Source organism: Micromonospora sp. NPDC023737, from assembly GCF_040639715.1.
Taxonomy (GTDB): domain Bacteria; phylum Actinomycetota; class Actinomycetes; order Mycobacteriales; family Micromonosporaceae; genus Micromonospora.
The window spans coordinates 80,760-97,443 of the sequence record NZ_JBFAAL010000010.1 but is presented as its reverse complement, the minus strand read 5'-3'; the positions used below and the strand labels follow the sequence as shown (position 1 = coordinate 97,443).

Genomic DNA, 16,684 nt, shown 5'->3' with positions numbered 1-16,684 from the left:
TACGACTTTGCCGGCCTGGGTACCGTCGTGCCATGAGAATTCTGCTCGTGGTCGTCGTCGTGGCGCTGGTCGTGGGCGTGTTGGTCTGGTGGCGGCGTGAAGCCGCGGCCCGGGCGGCCCGCGAGCTGGCCGACGTGCGGGCGGACGCCCAGCGCTGGTACGAACGTCTCGGCGGACAGGTGATGAACCTGCACGGCGACGATCCGGCGGTGCGGCAGGCGCTGGTGGACGCGGCCGAGCGGTACAACGCCGCGGGCAGCCAGCTCGAACAGGCCGGTACGGTGCACCAGTACCGGCTGGCCCGGGAGACGGCGCTGGAGGGGCTGGCGTACGTGCGGGCGGCCCGCGTCGCGCTCGGCATCGATCCCGGCCCTGATCTGCCGCCGCTGGCCGCCGCCGCCGGCACCGGCGAGTTGACCCGGGCACGCGAGGTCGAGGTGCAGGGGCAGACGTTCAAGGCGGGTCCCCAGCCGGGGCGGGAGACGCCGTACTACTACCCGGGCGGCCGGTTCCAGGGCCGCCCGGTACCGGCCGGCTGGTACTCGACGCCCTGGTGGAAGACCGCGCTCGGGGCCGGAGCGGGTGTGCTCGGCGGCATGCTCATCGCCGACGCTCTCTTCTCGCCCGCCTTCGCCGATCCCGGCTACGGCTACGAGGCCGGTTACCAGGAGGGCTTCGCCGACGGCAACGACTTCGGCGACCAGGGCGGCGACCAGGGCGGCGACTTCGGGGGCGGCGACTTCGGCGGGGGTGACTTCGGCGGCGGGGGTTTCGGCGGGGGCGACTTCGGGGGCGGCGACTTCGGGGGCGGCGGCGACTGATCCCGATCCGCGGACCGGCGCCGGCCCCGACCAACCCGAAAGAGCCTGATACCTCCGAGGCATATTTATGACTCAGAGGTATCAGGCTCTCGTTGGTCGGTGCGGCGTATCCGGGGCTTCTCCGTCGGTGGGGCCACCGGTGTTCGGCCCGAGCGACACCGCCGCCGGCACGCCCACGACACGTTGCCGCCCGGCGTTCTCAGCCCGTGTTGCGCATCCCGGCCGCGATGCCGTTGACCGTGGTGAGCAGGGCCCGTTCCAGAGCCGTACCGTCGCTGGGAGCGCGGCGGCCGCCCGGCGCGGTGGCCACCGCCCGGCCGGCGGCGCCCGAGTCCCGGTACTGACGCAGCAGCGCCACCTGGAGGTGGTGCAGCGGCTCCAGGTAGGTGTCCCGCACCGCGAGGGTCCGCTGGAGCACCGGGGAGCTGTCGAGCAGAGCGGGAGACCCGGTCACGGCCAGCACCTCCCGCCTGGTCAGCTCGTACTCCTGCTCGATCTTGTTGAAGATCGGGTGCAACTGCTCGGGTACGAGCGTCTCGACGTACCGCCGGGCGATGTCGAGGTCGGTCTTGCTCAGCATCATCTCCACGTTGGACAGGAACGTCCCGAAGAAGTGCCAGTTGCGACGCATCTCGGCCAGTACGTCGGCCAGTCCGGCCTCGCGGGCCGCCGCGAGCCCCGAGCCGACGCCGAACCAGCCCGGGACGATCTGCCGGGTCTGCGTCCAGCCGAACACCCACGGGATGGCCCGCAGACCGGCAAGGCCGGCTCCCGTGTTCGGTCGCTTCGCCGGGCGGGAGCCGATGTTGAGCGCCCCCAGCAGCTCCGTCGGCGTGGACGCCCAGAAGTACGCCGGCAGCTCCGGGTCCTCCACCAGCGACCGGTACGACCGGTACGCCGACTCCGAGACCACGTCCATCGCGGCGTCCCACCGCTCCAGCATCTCGGCGGGCTGCCGGGGTGCGGTGTGCAGGAGGGTGGCCTGGAGCACCGCGGCCAGCGTCAGCTCCAGGTTCTCCCGGGCCAGCGACGGCAGGCTGTACTTGTCGGAGATGACCTCGCCCTGCTCGGTCACCTTGATCGCGCCGTCGAGGGTGCCGTACGGCTGGGCCAGGATCGCCTCGTGCGTCGGCCCGCCGCCGCGCCCCACCGTGCCGCCGCGACCGTGGAAGAGTCGCAGGTGCACGCCGTGCCGGGCGGCAACGTCACGCAGTGCCCGCTGCGCCCGGTGGATCGACCACTGGCTGGTGGTGATACCCGCCTCCTTGTTGGAGTCGGAGTAGCCGAGCATGACCTCCTGCACGTCGCCCCGCGCCGCGACCAGCGCCCGGTACGCCGGTAGGGACAGCAGTTCGTCGAGGAGTTCGCCACCGGCGTTGAGTTCCGCCGGGGTCTCCAGCAGCGGCACGAAACCGATCCGGGCCCGCCCGCTGTGCACGTCCACCAGGCCGGCCTCGCGGGCGAGCACCACTGCGGCGAGAACGTCGTCCACGCCGAGGGTCATCGAGATGATGTACGACTCGATGACCTCGTTGCCGAACCGGTCCTGTGCCTCGCGAACCGTGCTGAAGACGTCGAACGTCTTGCGGGCCGTCTCGGTGAGCGGGGTGTCCAGGGTGGACAACGGTCGGCGCCCGCTCAGCTCGTCGGCGAGCAGCTTCGTCCGCTCCAGGCGGCTGAGGCCCGGGTAGTCCGACACCTCGCCGACCGCGGCGTACAGCTGTGCCAGCACGGCGTGGTGCGCCTCGGCGTGCTCGCGGACGTCCAACGTGGCCAGGTGCAGCCCGAACGCGGAAACGGTACGGATGGTCGAGGCGAGCCGCCCGACGGCGGTGAGCTGGCCCGAGTTGCGGGCCAGCGAGGCGCGCAACAGCTCCAGGTCGGAGATCAGCTCGGCCGAGCCCCGGTAGTCCCGGCCCGGCACGTGCGGAGTGCCCTGCCGTAGCCGTTCGCGGGTGTTGGCCAGCTTGGCCTTCACGCAGCGCGCCTTGAGCCGGTACGGCTCCTCGGCGTTGACCCGCCGGAACCGGGGCGCCACCTCGGGCAGCGCGTCCAGATCCGCGGCGAGGCTGGCGGAGAGGTCAAGCGACACCCCGCGCAGCCGCCGGGAGACGGAGACCTCGTTGATCAGGTCCTCCATCGCCGCCTCGGTGGCCTGGATGCCGTGCTCGTGCTGGATCCGCAGGACCTCGCGGGTCACCGCCGGGGTGACGAACGGGTTGCCGTCCCGGTCGCCCCCGATCCAGGTGCCGAAGCTCAACGGCCGGGCGGTCGGCGACGTCTCCACGCCCAGGGCGCGCAGCGTCTCGGCGAGGTCGTCGAGGACCTGCGGGGCGGCCTCGGCGTACAGGTCGCGCAGGTAGTAGATGGCGTTGCGGGCCTCGTCGGTCGGGTCCGGCCGGTCCAGCCGAAGCTCGTCGGTCTGCCACATGAGGTCCAGCAGTTCGGCCAGCCGCCGGTTCGCCGGCCCCTCGTCGCTCGCTCCGTAGAGGATCGCGTTGGCCGTCTCGGCGTCCAACTCGTCGGCGATCGCGCGCAGCTTCGACAGGATCGACCGGCGGGCCGCCTCGGTCGGGTGCGCGGTGAAGACCGGCCGGACGGCGAGCCGGCGGGCCACCGCGGCGACCTCCTCGGCAGGTACCCCACGCTCGGCGATCATCTTGGCCGCCTGGTCCAGCCACCCGCCGTGCGTCGCCCGACGGCGGCGCAGGTCACGGGCCCGGTGCACCTGCTCGGTGATGTTGGCGAGGTGGAAGTAGGTGGAGAAGGCCCGCGCCAGTTTGGTGCCGGTGGTCACGTCGAGCGTGGCGAGCCGCTGTGCGGCGGTTGGGGCGTCGGAGCGAACCAGCGCGCGGATCTCCTCGACGAGGTCGAGCAGCGGGCGACCTTCCTGGCGGGCGAGGGTCTGGCCGAGGAGGGTGCCGAGGCGGCGGATGTCGGCTCGCAGGGCGGCGTCGGGGCCGTCGTGGACGTGCTGGTCGGTCACGGGGCGCTCCTTACGTGGCGTACGAAGGACAGCGCTGTCCGACTTACTGGATCGTATCCGCGTGGACGTGGATGTAAGGAGGGGACCCTTGTTATCGCTTGGAAAACGGATTGTCGTGCCCATTAGCGTTTGATCATGCCGCCCTTGCGATACCCACCGAAGCCGAAGCCGGGCGACCGCGTCGCCGTCGTCTCGCCGTCCGCCGGGCTTCCGGCGATCTTCCCGCACGTGTACGAGTTGGGGCTGCGGCGCCTGCGCGAGGAGTTCGGTCTGGAGCCCGTCGAGTACCCGACGACCCGGGTGATGGGTGCCGACCCCCGGGACCGGGCCCGCGACCTCACCGCCGCCTTCGCCGATCCGTCGATCACCGCGGTGCTGGCGACCGTCGGCGGGGACGACCTGATCACCGTCACCCCGCACTTCGACGACGAGGTGCTGCGGGCCAACCCGAAGCCGTACTTCGGGTACTCGGACAACACCAACATCCTCAACCACCTCTACCGGCTCGGGGTGGTCGCTTACCACGGCGGGTCGGTGCTGGTGCACCTCGGCCGCTCCGGCGCGCCGCACCGGCTGACCTTCGACTCGCTGCGTGCCGCTCTCTTCACCTCCGGCTGGTACGAGCTGACCCCGGCGACGGAGTGGGGTGACGAGCCGCGTGACTGGCGCGACCCGGCGACGCTGACCGAGGAGCCGGTGATGTTCGCCGGCGAGGGGTGGCGCTGGCAGGGCCCGGAACGTGTGGTGCAGGGGCCGACCTGGGGTGGCAACCTGGAGATCCTGCATTGGCTGCTGGCGACCGATCGCGTCCCGTCGGCGGCGGAGCTGGCCGGGTCGGTGCTGATCATGGAGACGTCCGAGGAGTTGCCGCCCGACACCGAGGTCTTCCGGATCGTGCGCAACATGGGCGAGCGCGGGCTGCTCGGCGCGTTCCCCGCGATCGTGGTCGGCCGGCCGAAGGCGTGGGAGTTCGACAAGCCGCACACGCTGGAGCAGCGGATCGCCTGGGGCGCGGCGCAGCGGGCGGCGATCACGAAGGCGCTGGCCGCGTACAACCCCGACGCCCTGGTGGTCTTCGACGTCGACCTTGGCCACACCGACCCGCAGCTGATCATCCCGTACGGCGGCGAGATGCGGATCGACGCCGTGCAACGCCGGATCAGCGTGCGCTACTGACGCCCCTTCTGCGCGGCCCGGCCCGGCCCGCGTGCCCCGCGGCCAAGATCCTCGCAGCCACCCCGGAGGTCGCAGCTTCCGTCTCGCCTGAGGCTGCGACCTCCGGGAGGTGCCGTGTCGTGCTCAGGCGTCGATCACTGCGAACGCGCGGACCGGGAAGGTGCCCATGCCGGCCACCCGCGGCGGTGCGGCGGTGAACCGGAAGCCCGCCGCCGGCAGCGAGTCCAGGCCGCTCAGGTGCTCCACGATCGGGATGCCGGCGGCCAGCAGGGTGGTGTGCGCGGGGCGTTCGCCGTTCGCCGCCGGGCTCATGTCGTCGATGTTGATCGAGTCGATGCCGACCAGCGCGGCGCCCGACTCGGCGAGTGCCCGTGCGGCGTCCGCGGTCAGGTGAGGCGCCTCGGGAGCGCCGTACCGTGGCGTGCCGAAGTGCGCGTCCCATCCGGTGTGCAGCAGCACCGCCTTGCCGGTCACGTCGTACGGGGTGAGCATCAGCCGGTCCAGCGCCCGGGCGCCGGTCGGCATCCGGATCACGACTCCGGGAACGTCGGCGAGGCGGTCCAGTGGCACCCCGGTCAGGTCGGCCCCCTCGGCGAAGCGGTGTGCCGGGGTGTCCAGGTACGTGCCGGTGTTGACGATCATGTCTATCCGGCCGACCTGGAACTCGGTGCCCGGCGCGTAGTTCGCCCGGGACGCCTCCCGGGTCAGCCATTCGCTCACCCGCGGCGCCGGCCAGCCCGGCAGGGTGACCATCCCGTCGTGGATCACGTGACTCAGCTCCACGAGCCGGTGACTGCCAGACGCGCCGTTCATCCCGAAACCCGATCATGCCTCCGGCGGCGCGGTCAAGGCCGCGCAACACCCTGGATCCAGTGGCCTGACGGTGTGTCGGAGGCCACTACCTCCAGGATCGAGCACGATCTCGGTGCGGGGACGTCCACCGTTGCGTCGGCTGGGGGCGCGGGATCGGGGTGGGCGTCGGTAGGCGGAGATAGGCTGGTGTTCGTGCACCCCCCGTCCAGCTGGACGCGGGGTCTCTGTCGTGTGCTCCGAGCGCACCACTCGCGTCGACTCCTCTGGAAGTGATCGCAGATGCTCACCGGACTGTTCACCGCCGCCCTGGCCGACCCCGGGCTGGCCCGGGCGCGTGACCTGGCGCGCTCCGGTGCCGCGCAGGTCGACGGGCTCGACATCACCGCCCCGCCGGCACTGCGCCCCTTCGCGGTGGCCGCCGTCGCGGCCGACCCGGGCCAGGGCGGTGCCGGCGACGAGCGGGCCGGCGGGGCCGGCCGGGCGGTGCTCGCGATCACCGCGACCACTCGGGAGGCCGACGACCTGGCCGCCGCGCTGGGCAGCCTGCTCCCGCCGGAGCAGGTGGCGGTCTACCCGTCCTGGGAGACGCTGCCCCACGAGCGGCTCTCGCCCCGCTCCGACACCGTCGGCCGGCGGCTCGCCGTGCTCCGTCGGCTGGCCCACCCGGAGGCGACCGACGCACACGGTCGCACCGGCCCGCTGCGGGTCGTGGTCGCCCCCGTGCGCTCGCTGCTGCAACCCCAGCTCAAGGGGCTCGGCGACCTGGAACCGGTGCAGCTGGCCCCGGGCGCCGAGGCGGACCTGGAGGAGGTCGCGCGCCGGCTCACCGACATGGCGTACGCCCGGGTCGACCTGGTCACCAAGCGCGGCGAGTACGCGGTGCGCGGCGGCATCCTCGACGTCTTCCCCCCGACCGACGAGCACCCGTCCCGCGTCGAGTTCTGGGGCGACGAGGTGGAGGAGATCCGCACCTTCGCCGTCGCCGACCAGCGGACCATCGAGCAGGTCACCCAGCTCTGGGCGCCGCCGTGCCGGGAGCTGCTGCTCACCCCGCAGGTGCGCGAACGGGCCGCGGCGCTGGCCGGGCAGCACCCGGAGCTCGCCGAGATCCTCGACAAGCTCGCCGAGGGCATCCCCGTCGAGGGGATGGAGTCCCTCGTCCCCGCGCTGCTCGGCGACGAGAGCCTGGAGCTGCTGCTGGACGTGATGCCGGCCGGCACCCACGTACTGCTCTGCGACCCGGAGCGGATCCGCACCCGGGCGCACGACCTGGTGCGTACCTCCGAGGAGTTCCTCCAGGCCAGCTGGGCCGCGGCCGCCGTCGGCGGTCAGGCGCCGGTCGACCTCGGCGCGGCCGCCTTCCGCAGCCTGGCCGAGGTCCGCGCGGCCGCCGGGAAGCTCGGCCAGCCGTGGTGGACGCTCTCCCCGTTCGGCTTGATCGAGGGGGAGGCGGCCCCGGCGCGGCAGCCCTGGGAGGACGCGCCGGAGGAGGTCAGCGTCACCCCCGATGACGCCATCGCGGTGACCCTGGCCGCCCAGCCGGCGCCGCTCTACCACGGCGAGACCGCCCGGGTGGTCGACGACCTGAAGCGCTGGGCCGGCGAAGGCTGGTCGATCGCGCTGGTCTTCGAAGGGCACGGTCCCGCCACGCGGGCCGTCGAGGTGCTTCGCGACGCCGGGTTGGGCGCGCGGCTGACCGAGCAGGTGCCGGACGCGCCGGCCGCCGGTGAACTGCTGGTCACCTGCGGATCGCTCAGCGCCGGCTTCGTCGACGAGGCGTCCCGCTTCGTGCTGCTCACCGGCAACGACGTCACCGGCGGTCGGGGTACGTCGACACGCGACATGCGCAAGATGCCGAGCCGGCGGCGTAACACGATCGATCCACTGGAGTTGAAGGCCGGCGACTACGTGGTGCACGAGCAGCACGGCATCGGCCGGTACGTCGAGCTGGTGCAGCGCACCGTCAACGGGGCGAGCCGGGAGTACCTGGTCATCGAGTACGCCGCGAGCAAGCGTGGCCAGCCCGGCGACCGGCTCTTCGTCCCGACCGACCAGCTCGACCAGCTCAGCCGGTACGTGGGCGGGGAGCAGCCGACGCTGCACAAGATGGGCGGCTCGGACTGGCAGAAGTCCAAGGCCCGGGCCCGTAAGGCGGTCCGGGAGATCGCCGCGCAGCTGATCCAGCTCTACGCCGCCCGGAAGGCGTCCAAGGGGCACTCGTTCGGCCCGGACACGCCGTGGCAGCGGGAGCTGGAGGACGCGTTCCCGTGGCAGGAGACGCCGGACCAGCTCGCCGCGATCGAGGAGGTCAAGCGGGACATGGAGCAGACGGTCCCGATGGACCGGCTGATCTGCGGCGACGTCGGCTACGGCAAGACCGAGATCGCCGTACGGGCGGCGTTCAAGGCGGTGCAGGACGGCAAGCAGGTGGCTGTGCTGGTGCCGACCACGCTGCTGGTGCAGCAGCACTACAACACGTTCGCCGAGCGGATGAGCCAGTTCCCGGTGACCATCCGGCAGCTGTCCCGGTTCCAGACGCCGAAGGAGGCCGAGCAGACCCTCGCCATGGCCGCCGACGGCACCGCCGACATCGTCATCGGCACCCACCGGCTGCTCCAGGCGGCGACCCGGTTCAAGTCCCTCGGTCTGGTGATCGTCGACGAGGAGCAGCGCTTCGGCGTCGAGCACAAGGAGCACCTGAAGACCATGCGTGCCTCGGTCGACGTACTGAGCATGTCGGCCACCCCGATCCCGCGCACGCTGGAGATGGCCATCACCGGCATCCGGGAGATGTCCACCATCGCCACTCCGCCCGAGGAGCGCCATCCGGTGCTCACGGCTGTCGGGGCGTACGACGACCGGCAGGTGGCCGCCGCCATCCACCGCGAGCTGCTCCGCGACGGGCAGGTCTTCTACCTGCACAACCGGGTCGAGTCGATCGAGCGTGCGGCGCGGCGCCTCCGGGAACTCGTACCCGAGGCACGGGTCGCGGTGGCGCACGGGCAGATGAGCGAGGAGGCGCTCGAGAAGGTCATGGTCGGCTTCTGGGAGAAGGAGTTCGACGTACTGGTCTGCACCACGATCGTGGAGTCCGGCATCGACATCCCGAACGCCAACACCCTGATCGTCGAGCGCGCCGACCTGCTCGGCCTGGCCCAGCTGCACCAGATCCGGGGGCGCGTCGGCCGCGGCCGGGAGCGGGCGTACGCCTACTTCCTCTACCCGCCGGACAAGCCGCTCACCGAGCACGCGCACGAGCGGTTGGCCACCATCGCCCAGCACACCGAGCTGGGCGCCGGCATGTACGTGGCCATGAAGGACCTCGAGATCCGCGGTGCCGGCAACCTGCTCGGTGGCGAGCAGTCCGGGCACATCGAGGGGGTGGGCTTCGATCTGTACGTGCGGATGGTCGGCGAGGCGGTGCAGGCGTTCAAGGGTGAGGGTCCCGAGGAGGAGACCGACGTCAAGATCGACCTGCCGATCGACGCGCACCTGCCGCACGACTACGTCGGGGTGGAGCGGCTGCGGCTGGAGATGTACCGCAAGCTCGCCGAGGCGCGCGACGAGGAGCGGCTGCGCGAGGTGGTCGCCGAGATGACCGACCGGTACGGCGAGCCGCCCGTCCAGGTGCAGAACCTGGTCGCGGTGGCCCGGTTCCGGCTGCTGGCCCGCCGGTACGGCCTCACCGACGTCTCCATGCAGGGCAAGCACATCCGGTTCGGCCCGCTGCCGTTGCCGGACTCCAAGCAGATGCGGCTCAAGCGCTACCACCCGGACGCGGTCTACAAGGCGGCCGCCGATCAGGTCAGCGTGCCTCGGCCGAGCACCCGCCGGGTCGGCGGCGAGCCGTTGCGCGACCAGGCCCTGCTGGAGTGGTGCGCCCAGCTCCTGAAGGACGTCCTCGGCGAACCCGCCCTGACAACGCCAACCAGCTAACCCCCACCCCCACCCGCGCCTCCTCCCTCCCGCCCTCCCCGCCCCTCCGCGTTGATCATGAAGTTGTTGTCGCGACACGCCGACACGGCGCGCAACAACTTCATGATCACGGGGGTGAGGCCGAGAGTGGGGGCGGGGTGGGGTGGGGTGGGGGCGGGGTGGGGGGCGTCACAGGTGGAGGGTCGGCATGAGAGAGTGATCGTCATGCGTGCTCGCCGTTTGATCGCCGCCAGCGTCGCGGCCCTCGGTCTCTTCGTCCTCACCGCCTGTGGCAACACCGCCCCCGGCGCCGCCGTACTCGTCGGTGACACCACCTACCAGCTGGATCGCGTCGACGCGATCCACGACGAGGGCCAGGCGAGGTACGCCGAGTTCGTCCGGTCGGCGATCCAGCAGCAGAACGGCCCGTCCGCCTCGCCGCAGCCCGAAGAGCTGCGCTGGAGCGTGGATGAGCAGGACGTGCTCAACCTGCTGGTGGGGTTGGATCTGGCCAAGCGGATCGTGGCGGAGAAGCAGATCCGCGTGCAGCCCGAGTTCACTGCCGACCGGCTCGGCCAGGACCTCCATGTGCCCGGCACCGAGTACGCGAAGCTCGCCGCGGACTGGTACAACCACTTCATCGCGCTGCAGGTCTCGACGCCGCCCGCCGAGTTGAGCGACGAGGCGCGGACCGAGATCTACAACAACCTGGTGGAGGCCAAGGTGGCCCCGCCCGGATGGTCGGTGGAGGATCAGCGGATGCAGTTCGCCCAGCCGGAGATCGCCCAGCAGGTGGGCGCGGTGGTGGCGCTGAGCAAGGCGTTCCAGGAGGCGGTGGAGCGCGAGGACGTACGCGTCAACCCGCGCTACTCCTCGCTGGCCATTCCGGCGCTGCTGGTGCTGCCGGGCTCCGGTAGCCACCCGTTCGACCTGCCCTACCTCCACCAGGAGAACAGCACGGTGACCGACATCTCCACCCCGGAGCCGCTCCCGTCGAGCGAGTCGGCCGAGCCGACCGACCCGTCCGCGGTGACCGATCCGGTCAACAACTGAGCATGCCGGCGCGGATCGTCCTGCTGGTCACCTCGCCCCGGCTGCCGGCCGGGCTGCTGACCGCGGCCGCTTGGGACGTCGTACGCACCGCGCCGGTGCTGACCGGCGCGGAGAGCGAGCTGACCACGGCGATCCGCGTCGCCGGTGGTCAGGTCACAGTGGTCGACGGTCCGGCGACGCAGGCCTTGCTCGACGCGGTCCGCGAGCACGGCACCGCCGTCTGGCTGGCCGGGCCGAGCGGTGACGAGCCGCTCGCGCGTGAACTGGGGTTGCGGCTGGCGCGGGAGCCCGGCCTGGCGGAACTGGAGCTGATGTACGGCTCGTGGGACCCGCCGGGGGCCCGGCTGCTCGACGCGGTGGCCGTGATGGACCGGTTGGCCTCCCCGGGTGGTGATCCGTGGAAGCGGGCGCAGACGCACGAGAGCCTGGCCCGGTTCCTGCTGGAGGAGTCCTACGAGGCGTACGACGCGATCGGCGCAGGGGACACCGACGCGCTGCGCGAAGAGTTGGGGGACGTGCTGCTCCAGGTGGTGCTGCACGCCCGGCTCGCCGAGGAACTGCCCGAGGGCGAGCGGTGGAACGTGGATGACGTGGCGGGCGGCCTCGTCGACAAGATGATCCGGCGCAACCCGCACGTCTTCGCCGGGGTCGAGGCGGAGACCCTGGAGGAGATCACCGCCAACTGGGACCGGATCAAGCGGGCCGAGAAGCCGAGTGGTTCGGTTTTGGACGGGGTCGCGCTCAGCCAGCCGGCGCTCGCCCTGGCCGCGAAGGTCCTGGAGCGTGCCGACCGGTTCGGGCTGGCCGCGCCGCCGCCGCTCGCCGAGGGGCAGGTGGACGCGGAGGCCCGGCTGGGGGCCAGCCTGCTGGCCACGGTCGCTGCCGCCCGCGAGGCGGGACTCGACGCGGAGGCCGCCCTGCGCCGCGCCGCCCTGTCCTACGCCGACGCCATCCGCGCCGCTGAACCCCGCGCCCCCGAACCCGACCCTCCCGCCGAGCCTCGTTGATCGTGAGGTTGGCGGGCGGCGAAGGGACCATCCGCCCGGTCGACCTCATCATCAACGGTGGCGGTTGGGGCGGTGGGCGACGGGGGAGTGTCGGGAGAGTCGGTAGGGTCGGCGGGTGGAATCGTTTGCCCCGCTCGCCGAGCGCATCGTCGAGGCGCTGCTGGAGAGTCGACCCGAACTGGCCTCGTCCGCTGGTGACCACCGTTTCGACGACCGGCTGCCCGACTTCTCGCCCGATGGGCGCACGGCCGACCGGGCCATGCTCACCGACGCCGCCAACGCGCTGTCCGAGATCGACCCGGACGCGCTGGAGATCGAGGAACGGGTCGACCACGCTCTGCTCAGTGCCCGGGTCGACCGGGAGCTGTTCGAGCTGACCGAGATCCGGTCGTACGAGTGGGACCCGCTCCGGCACAACCCGGGTCCGCTGCTGCACGCGATCGTCGCTCGTCCGTACGCTCCGGCCGACGTGCGGCTGACGCAGCTCGCCGGGCGGCTCTCCGCCGTACCGGACATGCTGGCCATCGCCCGCGGGACGCTGCGCGACATGCCGCGGATCCACGCGGAGACGGCGGTCGGGCAGTTCACCGGCACGGCGGCGCTGATCCGTGATGAGGTGCCCGCGCTGCTCGCCCAGGCCCCGGAGCTGTACGGCCGGGTCGAGCCGGCTGCGACCGCGGCGATCGCGGCCCTGGAGGAGTTCGTCGCCTGGCTGCGGACCGGACTGGCCGCCGACGCCGGCCCCGGGCGTGACCCGCGGCTGGGTCGGCGTCGCTGGGAGGCGCGGCTCTGGCACACGCTCGACACCGAGCTGGGCGCCCCGCAGATCCTTGAGCGGGCGTGGGCCAACCTGGAGCGGGTCACCGAGCAGATCCGGGAGGCGGCGGTCGAGCTGGTCGGCGGCCCGGCAAACGACGAGACCGTACGCCGCGCGCTGGATCTGCTCGCCGCCGAGCACCCGGACGACGCGACCATCGTGGATCTCGCCTCGATCACCCTCGACGAGGCGACGGACTTCGTCCGCGCCCACGATCTGGTCACGCTCGTCGACGACCCGTGCGTGATCCAGGAGATGCCGGAGTTCGCGCGGGGCGTGGCGGTCGCCTACTGCGACGCGCCCGGGCCGCTGGAGACCGCCGACGTGCCCACCTTCTACTGCATCGCGCCGACCCCGGCGAGCTGGCCCGCCCAGCGGGTGGAGTCGTTCTACCGCGAGTACAACGACCACATGATCCGCAACCTCACGGTGCACGAGGCGATGCCGGGGCACTTCCTCCAGCTCGCGCACGCCCGCCGGTACGCCGGTGGGACCCGGGTGCGGGCGCTGGCCGAGTCCGGTCCCTTCATCGAGGGCTGGGCGGTCTACGCCGAGGAGGTGATGACCGGGCTCGGCTTCGGTGGCCTGCCGGTGCGGTTGCAGCAGCTCAAGATGCAGCTGCGGATGACCATCAATGCGCTGCTGGATCAGCTGGTGCACTGCGAGGAACTGCCCGAGGCCGAGGCGATGGCGCTGATGACCGGGCGAGGGTTCCAGGAGGAGGGCGAGGCGGCCGGCAAGTGGCGGCGGGCGCTGCTCACCTCCACCCAGCTGTCCACGTACTTCGTGGGCTACACCGAGGTCGCCGACATCGCCGCCGCCCGGCCGGACGGCGTGTCGCTGCGGGACTGGCACGACGCGATGCTCGCCCACGACTGCCCCCCACCGCGCCACCTGCGCGCCCTGCTCGGTCTGTAGGACGGCCGTCGCGGCGGTGCGGTGCCTAGCGCCGCACCGCTGACCGGGCCGAGTCGATCAGCCAGCGGGAGAGCGAGTACTCGGGTGGCAGCTCGGCCGGCAACGCGTCCAGTGGGAACCAGCGGGCCGCCACGAGTTCCCGGCCGTCCACCACCGGCTCGGCGGTGGGATCGGCCGAGGTGGCGGTGAAGCCGGTGAGCAGCACGCCCGGGCCGGACATCGCCCACGGCTGGCTACCGAAGTAGGCCGGCTCGGTCAGCGCCAGCCCGACCTCCTCGCCGACCTCGCGGTGCACCGCCGCCTCCAGCGTCTCGCCCGCCTCGACGAAGCCGGCGACCAGGGCCCACAGCTCGGTCGGGCCGTACGAGTGCCGCACCAGCAGTAGCTCGTCGGGGCGGCCAGCCGGGCCGGGGCGGGTGACGGCGACCAGCACGGCGGGGGAGAGCTGCATCGGGACGTACCGGCCGCAGTCGGGGCAGCGGCGGGCGGGCTCGCCCGGCACGTCGGCCAGTTCGGCGCGGCAGGCGCCGCACCAGCGGTGGCTGAGCCGCCAATCAATCACCTGGAGCGCCCGCCCGGCCAGCGCGGCGAGTGGGGCGGAGACCTCGGCGGCGAGGGCCGGCCAGCCCGTCCAGCGACCTGGCTCGTGGTTTCGGAGCCCGGCGGCCGGCGGTTCTTCGTCGGCCATCTGGGCGATGCCCCAGGCCGGTACGCCGTCCAGCGTGCCGAGGGGCACCCAGCCAGAGTGGGCGGGCAGGTCGCCGATCCGGGGAAATTCGCCGTCGGCGCCGAGTAGCAGCCGTCGGTCGGCCACCACCAGCGCGAGATGAGGCGGCTCGGGCGGCCCGGGCACACCCGCACCGGGCAGGTAGACCGGCGCGGTGGCAGTCGCGGGGATCGACCCGCTGGCCGGGGTGGAGATCAGCTGGCCGTCAGGAACGGGCACCGGTTCGTCGGTCAAGATTTCGTCGTTCGGCGGTCGATGACGCCGGCGCCGGGCGGCAGTTCGAACGCCGAGTCGTCGATCGTCTCCGAGTACCGGCTCAACGTCACCTCCACCGGTTTGCCGTCGACCTGACCGGTGAAGCTGCCGAGTACGCCGTCCGTGGTCACGCAGGCGGTGAAGTCGTCGCCGGCCCGGTCGACGTCCACGCAGGTGGCGTGGTACCCGGCCACCGTGGTGTCGTCCTGCTCGATGATCGCCTCGGGGTCGAGCGCGGCCTCGGTCAACATCCCCACCACGACCGGTGGGGTGAGCAGGCCGCGCCGTTTCGCCTCGGCGAAGACGGCCACCGAGGGCTTGCCCCCTGCGGCCGGGGGCGCGGCCAGCGTGCACATCGCACGGCCACCGGTCATCTCGCACTGGGTGGTCGCCTCGTCGGTGACGGTGAGCTTGCCGCCCGGATAGCTGTACGCGGAGCGGGCCGGGTCCTGCGCCTGGGCGATCGAGGCGCTCTGCCCACCGGGTAGCTGGTAGTCGGCCGAGTACGTCAGTTCGAGCGCCCGGTCCAGCCGGGCGGCGAGGTCGTTGACCAGATCGGCTCGCCCGACCACCCGTCCGGCATCGTCCAGGGTCTGGCAGCCGGTTACCGTGAGCGACGCGATGACCGACACGGCGAGCATCCGGAGTTTGGTCGAGGCGGCGGGCATGTGACCCAGCCTTATAGATCGGGTCCACCCTATGCAAACCCGTTGCCGGTTGAGGCCGGAGAATCCGGGAATGTCCGGTCGCGATGCTGCGATGGTCAGGTTTCGGAGCGGTATGCGTACGCCCGGACGGCCCGCGTACAACGGTCGCCCGCTACGCTGCGTTCAACACCTGCCTCAGCCGCACCGTCGCGGCCGCACCCGAACCACACATACGAGGAGCGACTCAGTGGCAACCATCGAGGGAATCGTCGCCCGGGAGATTCTCGACTCGCGGGGTAACCCGACCGTCGAGGTCGAGGTCGGTCTGGACGACGGCACGGTGGCCCGCGCCGCGGTGCCCTCCGGCGCTTCCACCGGCGCCTTCGAGGCGCTCGAGCTGCGCGACGGTGACGCCGACCGGTACCTGGGCAAGGGCGTCGAGAAGGCCGTCTCGAACATCGAGGACCGCATCGTCGACCAGATCATCGGCTACGAGGCCAGCGAGCAGCGCCTCATCGACCAGAAGATGCTCGACATCGACGGCACCGACACCAAGTCGGAGCTGGGCGCCAACGCGATCCTCGGGGTCTCCCTGGCCGTGGCGAAGGCGGCCGCCGGCAGCGCCGAGCTGAGCCTGTTCCGCTACCTCGGTGGCCCGAACGCGCACCTCCTGCCGGTGCCGATGATGAACATCCTCAACGGTGGCGCGCACGCCGACTCCAACGTCGACATCCAGGAGTTCATGATCGCGCCGATCGGCGCGCCCACCTTCCGTGAGGCGCTCCGCTCGGGAGCGGAGGTCTACCAGGCGCTGAAGTCGGTGCTGAAGAAGAAGGGCCTGTCGACCGGTCTCGGCGACGAGGGTGGCTTCGCACCGAACCTGCCGACCAACGCGGCGGCGCTGGACCTGATCGCCGAGGCGGTCGAGAAGGCCGGATACCGGCTCGGCACCGACATCGTGTTCGCGCTCGACGTGGCCGCCACCGAGTTCTTCGACAACGGCACCTACACCTTCGAGGGTGCCGCGAAGTCCGCCGAGGACATGAGCACCTACTACACGAAGCTGGCCGACGAGTACCCGATCGTGTCGATCGAGGACCCGCTGGCGGAGGACGACTGGAGCGGCTGGCAGACGCTGACCGCCTCGATCGGCGACCGGGTGCAGATCGTCGGCGACGACCTGTTCGTCACCAACCCGCAGCGGATCGCGCGCGGTATCGCGGAGAAGGCGGCGAACGCGGTGCTGGTCAAGGTGAACCAGATCGGTTCGCTCACCGAGACCCTCGACGCCGTCGACCTGGCGCACCGGGCCGGCTTCAAGTGCATGATGAGCCACCGCTCCGGCGAGACCGAGGACACCACCATCGCCGACCTCGCCGTGGCCACCGGCTGCGGCCAGATCAAGACCGGCGCGCCGGCCCGTTCGGACCGCGTCGCCAAGTACAACCAGCTGCTCCGGATCGAGGAGGAGCTGGGCGACGCGGCGCGGTACGCCGGCGCGGGCGCGTTCCCGCGCTACCGTTCCGCCTGAGACGCGCGAGGCCTCGGG

General features: G+C 72.0%; 11 protein-coding genes. 7 read left to right on the top strand and 4 right to left on the bottom strand.

Annotation, left to right across the window (positions count from 1 at the left end):
• The first annotated feature begins 32 nt into the window (after nt 1-32).
• Nucleotides 33-821 (top strand): hypothetical protein, encoded by a 789-nt coding sequence (locus AB0F98_RS21140; protein ID WP_357737769.1) that lies wholly within the window; start codon nt 33-35, stop codon nt 819-821.
• Nucleotides 822-1,020: 199 nt separating this feature from the next.
• Here the strand turns inward: AB0F98_RS21140 and ppc are convergent, their stop codons facing one another.
• On the bottom strand, nt 1,021-3,807 hold the full coding sequence (gene ppc, locus AB0F98_RS21135) for a phosphoenolpyruvate carboxylase (RefSeq protein ID WP_357737767.1): 2,787 nt from the start codon (nt 3,805-3,807) through the stop codon (nt 1,021-1,023).
• 135 nt (nt 3,808-3,942) lie between these two features.
• On the opposite strand from ppc, the gene AB0F98_RS21130 reads away from it, so the two are divergent.
• A complete protein-coding gene (locus AB0F98_RS21130; protein ID WP_357737765.1) occupies nt 3,943-4,983 on the top strand; it encodes a S66 peptidase family protein in 1,041 nt (346 codons plus the stop codon).
• 123 nt (nt 4,984-5,106) lie between these two features.
• Here the strand turns inward: AB0F98_RS21130 and AB0F98_RS21125 are convergent, their stop codons facing one another.
• Nucleotides 5,107-5,796: a cyclase family protein gene (locus AB0F98_RS21125; protein WP_357737763.1), complete on the bottom strand. Its 690-nt coding sequence runs from the start codon at nt 5,794-5,796 to the stop codon at nt 5,107-5,109.
• Between the two features lie 279 nt (nt 5,797-6,075).
• Between AB0F98_RS21125 and mfd the strand changes: the two genes are divergently transcribed.
• From mfd to AB0F98_RS21105, 4 genes are all read left to right on the top strand, one after another.
• On the top strand, nt 6,076-9,732 hold the full coding sequence (mfd, locus tag AB0F98_RS21120; RefSeq protein WP_357737761.1) for a transcription-repair coupling factor: 3,657 nt from the start codon (nt 6,076-6,078) through the stop codon (nt 9,730-9,732).
• A 204-nt stretch (nt 9,733-9,936) separates the two neighbouring features.
• Nucleotides 9,937-10,764 carry a hypothetical protein gene (locus tag AB0F98_RS21115; RefSeq protein ID WP_357737759.1) on the top strand — a complete coding sequence of 276 codons (828 nt, stop codon included), beginning with the start codon at nt 9,937-9,939 and terminating at the stop codon, nt 10,762-10,764.
• Between the two features lie 2 nt (nt 10,765-10,766).
• On the top strand, nt 10,767-11,771 hold the full coding sequence (locus tag AB0F98_RS21110) for a nucleoside triphosphate pyrophosphohydrolase (RefSeq protein WP_357737757.1): 1,005 nt from the start codon (nt 10,767-10,769) through the stop codon (nt 11,769-11,771).
• 115 nt (nt 11,772-11,886) lie between these two features.
• The gene (locus AB0F98_RS21105) at nt 11,887-13,506 is read left to right on the top strand and encodes a DUF885 domain-containing protein (RefSeq protein WP_357737755.1); all 1,620 of its coding nucleotides are present in this window, start codon (nt 11,887-11,889) and stop codon (nt 13,504-13,506) included.
• Nucleotides 13,507-13,531: 25 nt separating this feature from the next.
• On the opposite strand, the gene AB0F98_RS21100 is transcribed toward AB0F98_RS21105, so the two are convergent.
• Nucleotides 13,532-14,467, bottom strand: a complete 936-nt coding sequence (locus AB0F98_RS21100; protein WP_357737753.1) for an NUDIX domain-containing protein — start codon at nt 14,465-14,467, stop codon at nt 13,532-13,534.
• The gene (locus AB0F98_RS21095; RefSeq protein ID WP_357737751.1) at nt 14,464-15,156 is read right to left on the bottom strand and encodes a hypothetical protein; all 693 of its coding nucleotides are present in this window, start codon (nt 15,154-15,156) and stop codon (nt 14,464-14,466) included. The genes AB0F98_RS21100 and AB0F98_RS21095 overlap by 4 nt, the downstream gene beginning before the upstream one ends.
• 226 nt (nt 15,157-15,382) lie before the next feature.
• On the opposite strand from AB0F98_RS21095, the gene eno reads away from it, so the two are divergent.
• The gene (gene eno / locus AB0F98_RS21090; protein WP_357737749.1) at nt 15,383-16,666 is read left to right on the top strand and encodes a phosphopyruvate hydratase; all 1,284 of its coding nucleotides are present in this window, start codon (nt 15,383-15,385) and stop codon (nt 16,664-16,666) included.
• The last annotated feature ends 18 nt before the right edge of the window (nt 16,667-16,684 follow it).

Bases quoted from the DNA above. Each gene is read 5' to 3' on its own strand.
- AB0F98_RS21140 (WP_357737769.1), top strand. From the start codon at position 33: ATGAGAATTCTGCTCGTGGTCGTCGTCGTGGCGCTGGTCGTGGGCGTG.
- mfd (WP_357737761.1), top strand. From the start codon at position 6,076: ATGCTCACCGGACTGTTCACCGCCGCCCTGGCCGACCCCGGGCTGGCC.
- AB0F98_RS21115 (WP_357737759.1), top strand. From the start codon at position 9,937: ATGCGTGCTCGCCGTTTGATCGCCGCCAGCGTCGCGGCCCTCGGTCTC.
- AB0F98_RS21110 (WP_357737757.1), top strand. From the start codon at position 10,767: ATGCCGGCGCGGATCGTCCTGCTGGTCACCTCGCCCCGGCTGCCGGCC.
- AB0F98_RS21130 (WP_357737765.1), top strand. From the start codon at position 3,943: ATGCCGCCCTTGCGATACCCACCGAAGCCGAAGCCGGGCGACCGCGTC.
- AB0F98_RS21125 (WP_357737763.1), bottom strand. From the start codon at position 5,796: ATGAACGGCGCGTCTGGCAGTCACCGGCTCGTGGAGCTGAGTCACGTG.
- AB0F98_RS21095 (WP_357737751.1), bottom strand. From the start codon at position 15,156: ATGCCCGCCGCCTCGACCAAACTCCGGATGCTCGCCGTGTCGGTCATC.